Source organism: Paraburkholderia sp. BL23I1N1, from assembly GCF_003610295.1.
Classification (GTDB): Bacteria; Pseudomonadota; Gammaproteobacteria; order Burkholderiales; family Burkholderiaceae; genus Paraburkholderia.
Genome location: NZ_RAPV01000001.1, coordinates 843798 through 857032, shown reverse-complemented (window position 1 = coordinate 857032; position 13235 = coordinate 843798). Strand labels below are relative to the sequence as shown.

The following is a 13235-nucleotide window of genomic DNA, read 5'->3' as shown; positions in this document are numbered from 1 at the left end:
TTAAGCAGCCGGCTGCGCCTTTTGCGCTTCTTTCACGAGACGCTCGACGGTCGGCGACAGTTGTGCGCCAACGCCTTGCCAGTACGTCAGGCGGTCTTGAGCGATACGCAGCGACTCACCCTTCGTAGCGACCGGGTTGTAGAAGCCAACGCGCTCGATGAAGCGGCCGTCACGACGGTTACGCGAATCGGTTGCGACGATGTTGTAGAACGGGCGCTTCTTGGAGCCGCCACGAGCCAAGCGGATGATGACCATATTAGAATCCTTGAAAACCGGGGTGCGGAACGACTGAAACACGCGATTATAGCGGGAAACCGACGCCATAACAAACACTTACCGGGACAAACTGAGCGGCCGGGTTGCGCCGGACACACAGGCGGGGGGCCCGGACCACGCCGAAACGCCCGAATTACCTGACGGAACGCCCGTGAAACTCCTGCCGCCGCCTGCGTTTTTTTCCGCTTCATTTGCCGCTTCATTCGCCGCTTTTTGGCGATGCGCCGGCTTTTCGGTACTTGCGGGCTTGTCGAGCGCCTTCCGTGTTCAGACCCTGCGAGCCGGTGCAACGTTGCTGCTCGCCGCCGCGGCCCTGCCGGCGCTGGCTGCACTGCCGGTCGAGCGCATCAAACTGCCGCCGGGCTTCCATATCGAGGTTCTGTCGGACGCGGTACCCAGCGCTCGGGCCATGGTGCTCTCGCCGAAAGGCATTCTTTATATAGGCAGCCTCGACGGCCACGTCTACGCGCTCGAATTGCAGAATGGGCGTGTGACGGCTCGCCACGTAATCGCCTCCGGATTGGAAACGCCAGCGGGCGTGGCGTGGCAGGGTGGCGCGCTATATGTATCCGCAGTGTCGAAAATTCTACGCTTCGACGCGATCGATGCCCATCTGAACGATCCGCCCAAACCGGTTGTCATCACCGACACACTGCCGACAGAAACCCACCACGGTTGGAAATTCATCGCTTTCGGGCCGGACGGCAAACTGTACGTGCCGCAAGGCGCGCCCTGCAATGTCTGTCTGAAAGACCGCGACCGCTTCGGGCTGATCGGCCGCATGGAGCCGGACGGCAGCCATTATGAGGTCGTGGCGCGCGGCATTCGCAACACGGTCGGCTTCGCGTGGCACCCGGTGACGCACGAACTCTGGTTCACCGACAACGGCCGCGACCTGATGGGCGACGACGTACCGGACGACAAACTCAATCGCGCGCCGCGCGCCGGCATGGATTTCGGCTTTCCGTACTGCCATGGCGGCGACACGCCCGACCCCGAGTTCGGCAAAGATCATCCGTGCAGCGCCTTCACGCCGCCGGTTGTCAAACTCGGCGCCCATGTCGCCTCGCTCGGCATGCGCTTTTACAACGGCCCGATGTTCCCGGCCGCCTATCGGGACACTATTTTCATCGCCGAACACGGTTCGTGGAATCGCAGCAAAAAGGTCGGTTACCGCGTCGTGCGGGTGATCACCAACCCTGACGGCAGCAACGCGCGCCAGGAAGTCTTTGCCGAAGGCTGGCTCCAACCGGGCGAAACGGTATGGGGCCGCCCAGCCGACGTCCAACCGCTGCCTGATGGCTCGCTCCTGATCAGCGACGACTACGCCGGCGCGGTCTACCGCGTGACCTACTCAGCGCCGTAGCTACTCATCGCCGCAGCCTTAGCCGTAAGCGCGCCGCGGGCGTAGAATGCGCGTCGATCCGCGCCCACCTGCGCCCTGCTCCTTTCGACCGCTCGTCACTTTGCCCTCGCCTACATGTCCACCGTTGCTTCGACTTCCTCGCATTTCAGATCCAAGACGCTTACCGCCGCGCTGGCATTCTTCTTCGGGAGCCTCGGCGCTCACCGCTTCTATCTGTATGGCATGCGCGACATTTACGGCTGGGCTCATCTGCTCGGCACGCTGATCGGCATTCCGGGCGCCATGCTGGTGGTGGCAAGCGAGCGTGCCTCGATGCTCGGTTGGGTACTCGCGTTTTTCGGCGCCGTTTCGCTGCTCTCCGCGTTTCTGGCTGCGATCGTCTACGGTCTGCGTCCGGATGAAAAATGGGATGCTCAGTTCAACCCGCAAAACCAGCGCAAAAGCCGCTCGGGATGGACCGTCATTTTCATCGTGATCTTTTCGCTGCTGATCGGTGCGTTCCTGCTGATGACGGGCCTTGCGATCTCGTTCCAGACTTACTTCGAAGGTCAGGTCCAGGCCGCCAAAGCCCTGTCGCAATGAGCTGCCGCGCGCCGCGCTAAAAAAGCCTCAACTGCGGATTGTCGCTTGGCGGCGGCTCAGCACGCGCCGGCTCGACCCGGCGAAAGTGCGACATATCGAGAATGCCGCGATCGCGCCGGTTTAATCCGAGCCGACGCGTGGCCTTCTGGAAGCGCTGCTTCAGCAGGTCTGCCCACAACCCTTCTCCCTTCATACGCGTGGAGAAGTTCGAGTCGTAGTCTTTCCCGCCCCGCATATCGCGCACGCGACTCATCACCCGGTCGGCGCGATCGGGAAAATGCGCCGCGAGCCAATCCTTGAATAGCGGCGCAACTTCCCATGGCAAACGCAGCACGATGTAGCTCGCATTGCATGCGCCGGCCTCTGCGCAGGCTTCCAGCACGCGCTCCATGTCCGGCTCGGTGACGAACGGAATCACCGGCGCGATGCTCACGCCAACCGGAATACCCGCCTCGCTCAAGGTACGGATCGTGCGCAATCGACGCGACGGCGTAGCCGCGCGCGGCTCAAGCGTGCGCGCGATTTCCGCGTCCAGCGTGGTGATCGTGACGGCCGCCATAAACTGCCCGCGCGCCGCCATGGGCGCAAGCAGATCGATATCGCGCTCGATCAGCGATGATTTGGTGATCGCCGCGAACGGATGGCCCCGCTCGCTGAGCACTTCGACCACCCGCCGAGTCAGCCGCAAATCGCGCTCGACGGGTTGCCACGCGTCGGTGTTGACGCCCAGCGCGATGGGCTCGGGCACATAGGACTTCTTCGACAACTCGCGCTCGAGCAATTCCGGCGCATTGATCTTCGCGTAGATACGGCTTTCGAAGTCGAGACCGGGCGACAGCCCCAGATAACTATGCGTAGGCCGCGCGAAGCAGTAGATACAGCCATGTTCGCAGCCCCGATACGGGTTCAGTGACACACCGAACGGAATATCTGGCGACGCATTACGCGTGAGAATGGTTTTGGCCCGCTCCTCGAAAACCTGCGTGCGCAAGACTTTCGGCTCACCGTCTTCCTCAGGCGACGAAAGCCAGCCGTCGTCCACCACTTCGCGCTGGTCGACTTCGTAACGGCCTTGCAAGTTCGTCACCGCGCCGCGCCCCTTGCGAGGCGTGGGCGGAGCAATCGGAAATTCGTTAGCGGAGTGAGTATCGGAATCGGTCACGGCTGGAGCACGTAAAAAAACAGCACAAAACACCTGTATAAATATACAGTATCTACGCCGTTTGTCGAGTCCAGCCGCGCGGCTCCCGCGCGAGCTAATCGCCAACCGCGATCGTCAGCGTTTCCTTGATCTCTTCCATCACCACGTAGCTTTTCGACTGCACCGCGCCGGGCAGTTGCAAGAGGATATCCCCCAGCAGCTTGCGGTAGTCGGCCATTTCGCCGATGCGCGCCTTGATCAAATAGTCGAAGTCGCCGGAAACGAGGTGGCACTCCAGCACCTCGGGGATCTTCTGCACCTCGCGGCGGAACTGGTCGAACATGTTGCCGCTTTTGTGATCGAGCGTGATCTCGACGAACACCAGCAGCGCCGCGCCCAGCTCAGCCGGGTTCACCCGCGCGTGATAGCCGGTGATCACGCCGTCGCGCTCCATCCGCTTGACGCGCTCGATGCAAGGCGTAACCGACAGCCCCACCTGTTCGGCAAGGTCTTTCATCGCCATCCGGCCGTCCTGCTGCAGGAGCCGCAGGATCTTGTGATCGAGTTTGTCGAGGGACCGGACCGGTTGACGCTGTGTACGCATAGTGTTTTTGCTGAAAATCTTGAAAATACAATAACAAAACCTGCCTGACTGTTAATAGTATAGCGGTTATCACTGGGCGAACTGCGTTACACCTCGTTAATCGAACGAATTCCAACGAATCGACGAGCGCGCCGCCCTCAGACCTTTCTCTGGAGCAGCTATGCGAGTCGTCGTTTTGGGCAGTGGCGTCGTCGGGGTGACGAGCGCTTATTACCTGGCGCGTGCCGGTCACGAAGTCACGGTGATCGACCGCGAGGCCGGCCCGGCACTCGAAACCAGCTTTGCCAACGCCGGCCAGATCTCGCCGGGCTACGCGTCGCCATGGGCGGCGCCGGGCGTGCCGCTGAAGGCCGTCAAGTGGATGTTCCAGAAACACGCGCCGCTGGCGATCCGCCTCGACGGCACGCAATTCCAGTTGCAATGGATGTGGCAGATGCTGCAGAACTGCACCTCGGCGCGTTATGCGGTGAACAAGGGCCGCATGGTCCGCCTCGCCGAATACAGCCGCGATTGTCTGCAAGCGCTGCGCGCTGAAACCGGCATCCAGTACGAAGGCCGCACCGGTGGCACGCTGCAGGTGTTCCGCACGCAACAGCAGTTCGACGGCGCCGCGAAAGACATCGCCGTGCTGCAGGAAGCCAACGTGCCGTATGAACTGCTGTCGCCGGCCGAACTCGCGCAAGCCGAACCGGCGCTCGCCGCGGTCTCGCACAGGCTGACGGGCGGTCTGCGCCTGCCGGGCGACGAAACCGGCGACTGCCAGATGTTCACCACGCGCCTCGCCGCGCTGGCCGAGCAACTGGGCGTCAAGTTCCGCTACAACACGCCGATCGACGCACTCGCTATGGCGGGCGACCGCATTGCCGGTGTGCAATTCGGCGATGAACTGGTGCGCGCGGATTCGTTTGTCGTCGCGCTCGGTTCGTACTCGACAAAATTCCTGTCCGGCCTCGTGAAGATTCCGGTTTACCCGCTCAAGGGCTATTCGATCACCGCGCCGATCGTCAACGAAGCGTCCGCGCCGATTTCGACCGTGCTCGACGAAACCTACAAGATCGCGATCACGCGCTTCGACGACCGGATTCGCGTCGGCGGCATGGCGGAGATCGTCGGCTTCGACAAATCGTTGCGTCAGGCGCGCCGCGAAACACTGGAACTGTGCGTGAACGATCTGTTCCCGGGCGGCGGCGATACGTCGAAGGCTACCTTCTGGACCGGCCTGCGTCCGATGACGCCGGACGGCACGCCGATCGTCGGCCGCACGCCCGTGCCGAACCTGTTCCTGAACACAGGCCACGGCACGCTGGGCTGGACGATGTCGTGCGGCTCGGGCCAACTGCTGGCCGACGTCATGTCGGGCAAGCAACCCGTGATCAAGGCGGACGATCTGTCGGTGCATCGCTATCTCGGCGAGACCGGCGGTGCGCATCGCCCGGCTTATGCGTAAGATGCTTGTGCGTAAGAATTAACGCTTTAACGCTTCGCAGGTCGTTACGCCGGTTCGTCGTCGCAGGCAAACCGGCCTGACAAAAACAAACGGCGCCACATAGGGCGCCGTTTGTTTTTTTACGCACGAGCCTTCGCTACATAGCTCGAGCGAAGAAGTGCAACATCAGAACTGATCGTCCGACAACGCCAGCACGCCCTCCCCACCCTTCGCGCTGACAATCGATGCTTCCAGCGCCGAAGCCGGCGGCAGCACATGCTCGGCGTAAAACTGCGCGGTCGCGATCTTCGCGCCGTAGAACGACGGGTCGTCGGCCTGCTTTTCAGCCGCCACGAGCAACGCACGCGCCATCTGCCAACCGCCCAGCACAACGCCCGCCAGCTTCAGATATGGCACGCTGCCGGCGAACACCGCGTTCGGATCGTTCTTCGTGTTGGCGACAACAAAATCGACCACCGCGCTCAGCGAGCGATGACCCTGCGCGAGATACGTCTTCATCGATTCGAACGCAGCGCCTTGTTGCGCGCCGAGCGCCTCGATCGTTTCCGCCACACCGGCCAGCAGCGACTTCGCGACCTTGCCGCCGTCGCGCACAGTCTTGCGGCCGATCAGGTCGTTGGCCTGAATCGCGGTCGTGCCTTCGTAGATCGGCAGAATGCGCGCGTCGCGGTAATACTGCGCAGCGCCGGTTTCTTCGATGAAACCCATGCCGCCGTGCACCTGCACGCCGAGGCTCGTTACGTCGATCGACAGTTCCGTGCTCCAGCCCTTCACGATCGGCACCAGGTATTCGTAGATCGCCTGATGCTCGGCGCGCAATGCTGCGTCGGGATGACGATGCGCGATGTCGCTGTGCCCCGCGGCGACATACGCCAACGCGCGCGACGCTTCCGTGAGGCCACGCATCGTTGCGAGCATGCGGCGCACGTCTGGGTGCTGAATGATTGCCACCGATTGCTTCGCCGAGCCATCCACCGGACGGCTTTGCACGCGATCCTTCGCATAGGCGACGGCCTTCTGATACGCGCGATCCGACATGGCAACACCCTGCATACCCACCGCGAAACGCGCCGCGTTCATCATGATGAACATGTATTCGAGGCCGCGATTTTCTTCGCCAATCAGATGACCAATCGCGCCGCCGTGGTCGCCGAATTGCAACACTGCGGTCGGGCTCGCCTTGATGCCGAGCTTGTGCTCGATCGAGACGCAATGCACGTCGTTGCGCTCGCCGAGCGAGCCGTCTTCATTGACGAGAAACTTCGGCACGATGAAGAGCGAAATGCCCTTCACGCCTTCCGGTGCATTCGGCGTGCGCGCCAGCACGAGATGGGCGATGTTCTTCGCCATGTCGTGCTCGCCCCACGTGATGAAAATCTTGGTGCCGAACACTTTGAACGAACCGTCACCTTGCGGCTCTGCACGCGTGCGCACCAGCGCGAGATCGGAGCCGGCTTGCGGCTCGGTCAGATTCATCGTGCCGGTCCACTCGCCGGAAATCAGCTTGGGCACGTAGGTTTGTTTCTGTGCTTCGGTGCCGGCGGTCAGCAGCGCTTCGATCGCGCCGTCAGTCAAGAGCGGGCACAGTGCGAACGACAGGTTCGACGCGTTGAGCATTTCGACGCACGGTGTGGCGATCAACTTGGGCAGGCCCTGGCCTTCGTAGTCGACCGGATGTTGCACGCCTTGCCAGCCACCTTCGGAGAACTGACGGAACGCGTCCTTGAAACCGGGCGTTGCGGTGACCACGCCATCTTTCCAGCTGCTCGGATTGCGATCGCCTTCGACATTCAGCGGCGCCAGCACTTCGCCGCACAGTTTCGCCGACTCTTCGAGCACGGCCTGTGCCGTGTCGAGGTTTGCGTCTTCGAAGTCCGGCAGCGTCGCGATGTCTTCGAGACCGGCCAGTTCTTTCATCACGAACAGCATGTCCTTGATGGGCGCCGTATAGCTCATGTCAGTTCTCCTCCTGCCTTTTTTGATAAAAAAAGGGCGCCGGACTTGATAGGTCCCGCGCCCTTTCGCGTGCTGCCAGACGCCTTTTTACGGCGCTTCGGCGCTTAGCCGAGCTCGCTGACGAGTTCCGGCACGAGCGTGAACAGATCGCCCACCAGACCATAATCGGCGACGCTGAAAATCGGCGCTTCCGGGTCTTTGTTGATTGCGACGATGACCTTCGAGTCCTTCATCCCGGCCAGATGCTGGATCGCACCCGAGATGCCGACCGCCACGTACAGTTGCGGCGCGACAATCTTGCCGGTCTGGCCGACCTGATAGTCGTTCGGCACGAAGCCCGCGTCGACTGCCGCGCGCGAGGCGCCCAGTGCGGCGTTCAGCTTGTCCGCCAGCGGTTCCAGAACCTTGGTGTAGTTCTCGCCGTTGCCCAGACCGCGGCCACCCGAGACGATGATCTTCGCCGAGGTCAGCTCCGGACGGTCCAGCTTCGTCACTTCACGGCTCACGAATTGCGACAGACCGCTGTCGGCTGCCGCTTCGATCTTCTCGACCGTTGCGCTGCCACCTTCTGCTGCGACCGGGTCGAAGCCCGTCGTGCGGACCGTGATGACCTTGATCGGGTCAGCCGATTGCACCGTTGCGATCGCGTTGCCTGCGTAGATCGGACGCTCGAACGTGTCGGCGCTGTCCACAGCGGTGATGTCGCTGATCTGAGCGACGTCGAGCTTCGCGGCGATACGCGGCGCAATGTTCTTGCCGTATGCGGTTGCCGGCGCCAGGATGTGCGTGTAGTCCTTCGCAATGTTCAGCACCGTCGCTTCGACGTTTTCTGCGAGGCCCGCTGCGAGTTGCGGCGCGTCGGCCAGCAGCACTTTGCTAACACCTGCAATCTTCGCTGCCGCATCCACTGCGGCTTGCGCGTTCTGACCCGCCACCAGCACGTGAATATCGCCACCGATCTTCTGTGCAGCCGCAATCGTGTTCAACGTCGCGGCCTTGATCGACGCGTTATCGTGTTCAGCTATTACCAGATTCGTCATTTCGTCCGTCTCCTGTGTCGGCCAGAGTTTGCGCTTTAGCGCTTACTCTGGTCCCATGTCCTTAGAGCACCTTGGCTTCGGTCTTCAGCTTCTCGACCAGCGTCTTCACGTCCGGCACCTTCACACCGGCGGAGCGCTTCGGCGGCTCGACAACCTTCAGCGTCTTCAGGCGCGGCGTGACGTCGACACCCAGGTCTTCCGGCTTGACGACTTCCAGCGGCTTCTTCTTCGCCTTCATGATGTTCGGCAGCGTCACATAGCGCGGCTCGTTCAGGCGCAGGTCGGTCGTGATCACAGCCGGCAGCGTCAGCGACAGTGTTTCGGCACCGCCGTCCACTTCGCGCGACACCGTTGCCTTGCCGTCAGCGACGACAACCTTCGAGGCGAACGTGGCTTGCGGCAGATTCGCCAGCGCAGCCAGCATCTGGCCGGTCTGGTTCGAATCGTCGTCGATCGCCTGCTTGCCGAGGATGACCAGTTGCGGCTGTTCCTTGTCGACCAGCGCCTTCAGCAGTTTGGCAACTGCCAGCGGCTGCAGGTCTTCGTTCGATTCGATCAGGATGGCGCGATCCGCGCCGATCGCCAGCGCCGTGCGCAGCGTTTCCTGCGATTGCGTGACGCCTGCCGACACGGCGATCACTTCAGTCGCCACGCCCGCTTCCCGCAGACGAACGGCTTCTTCAACCGCGATTTCGTCGAACGGATTCATCGACATCTTCACGTTCGCGATGTCGACGCCCGTGCCGTCCGACTTCACTCGAACTTTCACGTTGTAATCGACCACTCTCTTGACTGGCACCAGGATTTTCATGCACACGCTCCAAAGTTACGAATACGTCAACCCAACGAACATTATAACGACTGCCCTTTCGCAGCAGCCGTGTCGCGGGCGCTCTAGCAGGAGGATATCGCTCCTCAGTGGCGTGACGGCAATATCGAACGATCGTTCTATTTTAATCTCGAAAAAACCCGGGCGACAACCCCGGGTTAAGACTTACGACTCTAATTTTGCATTGCCGTCGTGACTTGTTATGCCTGCAGTCGGGAAAAACGGCCAAAAGTCCGGCCCTCAAATCACCAGGCGGTAATCACCGACCCGCCGAACTTGCTCTCGACGAACTGCTTCACCTCCGGCGAATGATACGCTGCGACCAACTTCGCAACCCACGGCTTGTTCTTGTCAGCTTCGCGGATTGCGATGATGTTCACGTACGGACCCTTCGGGTCTTCGATTGCAATGGCGTCCTGCTTGGGCTTCAAGCCCGCTTCCATCGCAAAGTTCGTATTGATCGCGGCGGCGTCCACATCGCCCAGCGAACGCGGGATTTGCGCGGCATCGAGTTCGACGATCTTCAGCTTCTTCGGGTTGTCGACGATGTCGAGCGGTGTTGCCTTGAGACCCGCGTCCGCGCGCAGCTTCAACAGACCCTGCTTTTGCAGCAACAGGAGCGCACGGCCGCCATTGGTCGGATCGTTCGGCACCGCGATCTTCGCGCCCGGCTGCAATTCAGCCAGCGTCTTCACTTTCTTCGAGTAGATGCCCATCGGGTACGTGACCGTATCGGCGATGCGGATCAGCTTGTAGCCGCGGTCCTTCACCTGAGCCTGCAAGTACGGGTCGTGCTGGTAGCTGTTTGCGTCGAGGTCGCCGCCGGCGAGCGCCGCGTTCGGCTGCACGTAGTCGGAGAATTCGACGATCTTGATGTTCAGACCGTTCTTTGCCGCAACCGTCTTCACGACTTCCATGATCTGTGCGTGCGGGCCGCCGGTAACACCGACCTTGATGGCGTCTTCAGCGTGAGCCGCCGTGGCGGCGGCGAACAGCGATGCGGCGCCAAGCGAGGCGGCCAGCTTGAGAATGAAACGACGTTGCATGATGGACCTTTTTTCGATTCTGCTTGGCGGGTTCCGATGACCCTTGTTTATTTATGGCTCAACCGACGCACGAGCCAATCCCCGAACGACTGCACCAGTTGCACGAAGACGATCAGAATCACGACGACCGTCACCATCACTTCCGGCAGGAAACGCTGATACCCGTAGCGAATGCCCAGATCCCCGAGCCCACCGCCGCCGATCGCACCGGCCATCGCCGAATAACCGACCAGCGACACGAAGGTAATCGTCAATCCGGCGACCACGCCCGGCAGCGATTCCGGTAACAGCACCTTGAAGACGATCTGACTCGTGGTTGCGCCCATTGCCTGCGCCGCTTCGATCAGACCGCGATCGACTTCGCGCAGCGCGGTTTCGACCAGACGCGCGATAAACGGCGCCGCGGCGATCGTCAGCGGCACCACGGCCGCAGCCGTGCCGATCGACGAACCCACCACGAGGCGCGTGAACGGAATCACCGCGACCAGCAAGATGATGAACGGCGTCGAGCGCACGGCATTGACGATCACGCCCATCACACGATTCACGGCGATGTTCTGCAGCACACCTTGACGATCCGTGAGATACAGCAGCACGCCGAGCGGCAGCCCAACCGCCGCGCCGACCAGTCCGGAGATGCCCACCATCACGAGCGTTTCCCAGAACGACTGGACGAACATATCGAACATTTCACTCAACATACGACAGCTCCTCGACCACCACACCCTGTTCGCGCAGATACGTCAGCGCCTCTGCCACCTTCGCCGGTTCGCCGCCCGCGAGCACCGCGAGCGAGCCGAATGCCTGCCCCTGAATCTCGTCGATCTGGCCGTGCAGGATATTGAAGTCGAGTTCGTAGCGGCGAATCGTTTCCGACAGGATCGGCTGATCGACACCCGAGCCGGTGAACGCGAGGCGCAGCAAATGGCCACGGCCGGTCTTCAGGCGTTCAGCCACGCGCGCCTTCATTGCGGGCGGCAGTTCCTGCGCGATCACGTCGCCGATCAGCGCGCGCGTGACCTCATGATGCGGTTGCAGGAACACGTCGATAACCTTGCCCTCTTCGACCACACGGCCCGCGTCCAGCACCGCGACGCGGTCGCAGACCTGCTTGATCACGTCCATCTGGTGCGTGATCAGCACGATGGTCAGGTTCAGTTCGCGATTGATGCGCTTGAGCAGTTCGAGAATCGCGCGTGTGGTTTCGGGATCGAGCGCGGAAGTTGCCTCATCGGAGAGCAGGACCTTCGGCTTGCTCGCCAACGCACGGGCGATGCCGACGCGCTGCTTCTGCCCGCCGCTGATCTGCGCCGGATAACGATCTTTCTGCGCCGACAGGCCGACCAGTTCGAGCAGCGGCAGCACGTTCGCCTCGATTTCATCGCGCTTCATGCCGGCGAGTTCGAGCGGCAACGCCACGTTTTCATACACCGTGCGCGACGACAGCAAATTGAAGTGCTGGAAGATCATGCCGATTTCGCGACGCGCCTCGCGCAATTGCGCGGCGGGCAGCGTCGTCAGATCGCGGCCGTCGACGACGATGTTGCCTTCGCTCGGGCGCGTCAGCAGGTTGAGGGTGCGCACGAGCGTACTCTTGCCCGCGCCGCTGCGGCCGATGATGCCGAACACTTCGCCCGCCGGAATCGACAGATTGACGTTGTGCAGCGCCTCGACCCAGCCCCGGGGCCCGGCGAACCGCTGAGAGATATTGCGTATTTCGATCATGGAAAAACGAAACGGCGGAGTTTGCCAACGAGCGCCGTGCACTCCCGACAAGCGGCCGCCGTTGCTTTTATTAGGATTTGAGCCCGCAATTCTACCGCAGCACTGTCATTCCCTTTAATAATCAATTTCGATCTTTTCATAACCACAGAGCATTAGAGGCGCGCCCGGCGCCAGATGCTCGCGCGTGCGCGCCCGCTGCGACTATGATCGGGCGATTCAGAATCAGGACACGTAGAGGACAAACGGCAGATATGGAAACCACTCGACCCGGCAATGTCCATCCCGCAGCGGCCGCGCCTGTGGCCGCACCGAAAGGCGGCGGCACCGCGCTACGCTCGACAGTCACGACGAGCGACGGCGTCGAACTGCCGTTGTATCGCTGGTCCGCCACGGCGCCATTGCGCGGCACGGTCGCGCTGGTGCACGGGCTAGCGGAGCACGCGGGGCGTTACGCGGCGCTGGCGGATCGGCTGAATCCGGTCGGCCTTGAACTCGTCGCCATCGATTTGCGCGGACACGGGCACGCGCCGGGCAAACGCGTGTGGGTGGAACGCTTCGACGACTATCTGCTCGACGCTCGGGCCTTGCTCGACGAAGCGGCTACAAGCTGCGCCCCGCTGTTTCTGATGGGCCACAGCATGGGCGGCGCGGTCGCGGCGCTGTACGCGATCGAACGGTTGGAGACGAGCGGGCGCCGGCTGAGCGGCCTGATCCTGTCGAGCCCCGCGCTCGCGCCAGGCCGTGACGTGCCGCGCTGGATGCTCAAGATGAGCCAGGTGATCAGCCGCATCTGGCCGACCTTCCCGGCGATGAAAATCGACGCGGCTTTGCTGTCGCGGCTTCAACCCGTGGTGAACGCCAATCGCAACGACCCGCTGGTTCATCACGGCGCAATCCCGGCGCGTACCGGCGCGGAGTTGTTACTGGCGATGGCGCGCATCGAACGCGACCGCGCGGGGCTGCGCGTACCGCTGCTGGTGTATCACGGCACCGCTGACAAGCTCACCGAACCCGAAGGCAGCCGCGATTTCGGCGCGCATGCGGGTTCGCCGGACAAGACGCTCACAATGCACGAAGACAGCTATCACGAGACGATGAACGATCTCGACCGGGATCGGGTGATCGGCGCTTTGATCGACTGGATCGAGAAGCGGCTGCCCAAGCCTGAGTATCGGACGTCGGACGGCATGCAGTCGAAGCCCAGGCTTTGACACTCCCGGGCG

At 62.0% G+C, this 13235-nt stretch carries 13 protein-coding genes; 4 read left to right on the top strand and 9 right to left on the bottom strand.

The window, feature by feature from the left end; genetic code table 11:
- Nucleotides 1-255, bottom strand: a complete 255-nt coding sequence (gene rpsP / locus B0G76_RS04105; protein ID WP_006050280.1) for a 30S ribosomal protein S16 — start codon at nucleotides 253-255, stop codon at nucleotides 1-3.
- Between the two features lie 295 nt (nucleotides 256-550).
- Between rpsP and B0G76_RS04100 the strand changes: the two genes are divergently transcribed.
- Together B0G76_RS04100 and B0G76_RS04095 are read left to right on the top strand one after the other, a co-directional pair.
- On the top strand, nucleotides 551-1642 hold the full coding sequence (locus B0G76_RS04100; RefSeq protein WP_259460801.1) for a sorbosone dehydrogenase family protein: 1092 nt from the start codon (nucleotides 551-553) through the stop codon (nucleotides 1640-1642).
- A 114-nt stretch (nucleotides 1643-1756) separates the two neighbouring features.
- On the top strand, nucleotides 1757-2224 hold the full coding sequence (locus B0G76_RS04095; RefSeq protein WP_120290316.1) for an NINE protein: 468 nt from the start codon (nucleotides 1757-1759) through the stop codon (nucleotides 2222-2224).
- A gap of 16 nt (nucleotides 2225-2240) precedes the next feature.
- Here the strand turns inward: B0G76_RS04095 and B0G76_RS04090 are convergent, their stop codons facing one another.
- Together B0G76_RS04090 and B0G76_RS04085 are read right to left on the bottom strand one after the other, a co-directional pair.
- A complete protein-coding gene (locus tag B0G76_RS04090; protein ID WP_120290314.1) occupies nucleotides 2241-3386 on the bottom strand; it encodes a PA0069 family radical SAM protein in 1146 nt (381 codons plus the stop codon).
- Nucleotides 3387-3480: 94 nt separating this feature from the next.
- A complete protein-coding gene (locus B0G76_RS04085) occupies nucleotides 3481-3969 on the bottom strand; it encodes an Lrp/AsnC ligand binding domain-containing protein (RefSeq protein ID WP_035547518.1) in 489 nt (162 codons plus the stop codon).
- A gap of 160 nt (nucleotides 3970-4129) precedes the next feature.
- Here B0G76_RS04085 and B0G76_RS04080 point away from each other — a divergent pair, with 160 nt between their 5' ends.
- A complete protein-coding gene (locus B0G76_RS04080) occupies nucleotides 4130-5416 on the top strand; it encodes a D-amino acid dehydrogenase (RefSeq protein WP_120290312.1) in 1287 nt (428 codons plus the stop codon).
- A gap of 165 nt (nucleotides 5417-5581) precedes the next feature.
- Here B0G76_RS04080 and B0G76_RS04075 read toward each other — a convergent pair whose 3' ends face one another.
- The 6 genes from B0G76_RS04075 to B0G76_RS04050 form a co-directional block, all read right to left on the bottom strand.
- Nucleotides 5582-7372 (bottom strand): acyl-CoA dehydrogenase, encoded by a 1791-nt coding sequence (locus tag B0G76_RS04075; protein ID WP_120290310.1) that lies wholly within the window; start codon nucleotides 7370-7372, stop codon nucleotides 5582-5584.
- Between the two features lie 104 nt (nucleotides 7373-7476).
- The gene (locus B0G76_RS04070) at nucleotides 7477-8412 is read right to left on the bottom strand and encodes an electron transfer flavoprotein subunit alpha/FixB family protein (protein WP_120290308.1); all 936 of its coding nucleotides are present in this window, start codon (nucleotides 8410-8412) and stop codon (nucleotides 7477-7479) included.
- Nucleotides 8413-8473: 61 nt separating this feature from the next.
- Entirely contained in the window at nucleotides 8474-9223 is a 750-nt protein-coding gene (locus B0G76_RS04065; protein WP_120290307.1) for an electron transfer flavoprotein subunit beta/FixA family protein, read from the bottom strand.
- A 263-nt stretch (nucleotides 9224-9486) separates the two neighbouring features.
- Nucleotides 9487-10287, bottom strand: a complete 801-nt coding sequence (locus B0G76_RS04060; protein WP_120290305.1) for a MetQ/NlpA family ABC transporter substrate-binding protein — start codon at nucleotides 10285-10287, stop codon at nucleotides 9487-9489.
- Between the two features lie 47 nt (nucleotides 10288-10334).
- The gene (locus tag B0G76_RS04055) at nucleotides 10335-10988 is read right to left on the bottom strand and encodes a methionine ABC transporter permease (RefSeq protein WP_054037200.1); all 654 of its coding nucleotides are present in this window, start codon (nucleotides 10986-10988) and stop codon (nucleotides 10335-10337) included.
- Nucleotides 10978-12012 carry a methionine ABC transporter ATP-binding protein gene (locus B0G76_RS04050; protein ID WP_120290303.1) on the bottom strand — a complete coding sequence of 345 codons (1035 nt, stop codon included), beginning with the start codon at nucleotides 12010-12012 and terminating at the stop codon, nucleotides 10978-10980. The genes B0G76_RS04055 and B0G76_RS04050 overlap by 11 nt, the downstream gene beginning before the upstream one ends.
- Nucleotides 12013-12263: 251 nt before the next feature.
- Between B0G76_RS04050 and B0G76_RS04045 the strand changes: the two genes are divergently transcribed.
- Nucleotides 12264-13223: an alpha/beta hydrolase gene (locus B0G76_RS04045; protein WP_120290301.1), complete on the top strand. Its 960-nt coding sequence runs from the start codon at nucleotides 12264-12266 to the stop codon at nucleotides 13221-13223.
- The last annotated feature ends 12 nt before the right edge of the window (nucleotides 13224-13235 follow it).

Bases quoted from the DNA above. Each gene is read 5' to 3' on its own strand.
- B0G76_RS04075 (WP_120290310.1), bottom strand. From the start codon at position 7,372: ATGAGCTATACGGCGCCCATCAAGGACATGCTGTTCGTGATGAAAGAA.
- B0G76_RS04045 (WP_120290301.1), top strand. From the start codon at position 12,264: ATGGAAACCACTCGACCCGGCAATGTCCATCCCGCAGCGGCCGCGCCT.
- B0G76_RS04050 (WP_120290303.1), bottom strand. From the start codon at position 12,012: ATGATCGAAATACGCAATATCTCTCAGCGGTTCGCCGGGCCCCGGGGC.
- B0G76_RS04065 (WP_120290307.1), bottom strand. From the start codon at position 9,223: ATGAAAATCCTGGTGCCAGTCAAGAGAGTGGTCGATTACAACGTGAAA.
- B0G76_RS04095 (WP_120290316.1), top strand. From the start codon at position 1,757: ATGTCCACCGTTGCTTCGACTTCCTCGCATTTCAGATCCAAGACGCTT.
- B0G76_RS04060 (WP_120290305.1), bottom strand. From the start codon at position 10,287: ATGCAACGTCGTTTCATTCTCAAGCTGGCCGCCTCGCTTGGCGCCGCA.
- B0G76_RS04085 (WP_035547518.1), bottom strand. From the start codon at position 3,969: ATGCGTACACAGCGTCAACCGGTCCGGTCCCTCGACAAACTCGATCAC.
- rpsP (WP_006050280.1), bottom strand. From the start codon at position 255: ATGGTCATCATCCGCTTGGCTCGTGGCGGCTCCAAGAAGCGCCCGTTC.
- B0G76_RS04070 (WP_120290308.1), bottom strand. From the start codon at position 8,412: ATGACGAATCTGGTAATAGCTGAACACGATAACGCGTCGATCAAGGCC.
- B0G76_RS04080 (WP_120290312.1), top strand. From the start codon at position 4,130: ATGCGAGTCGTCGTTTTGGGCAGTGGCGTCGTCGGGGTGACGAGCGCT.
- B0G76_RS04055 (WP_054037200.1), bottom strand. From the start codon at position 10,988: ATGTTGAGTGAAATGTTCGATATGTTCGTCCAGTCGTTCTGGGAAACG.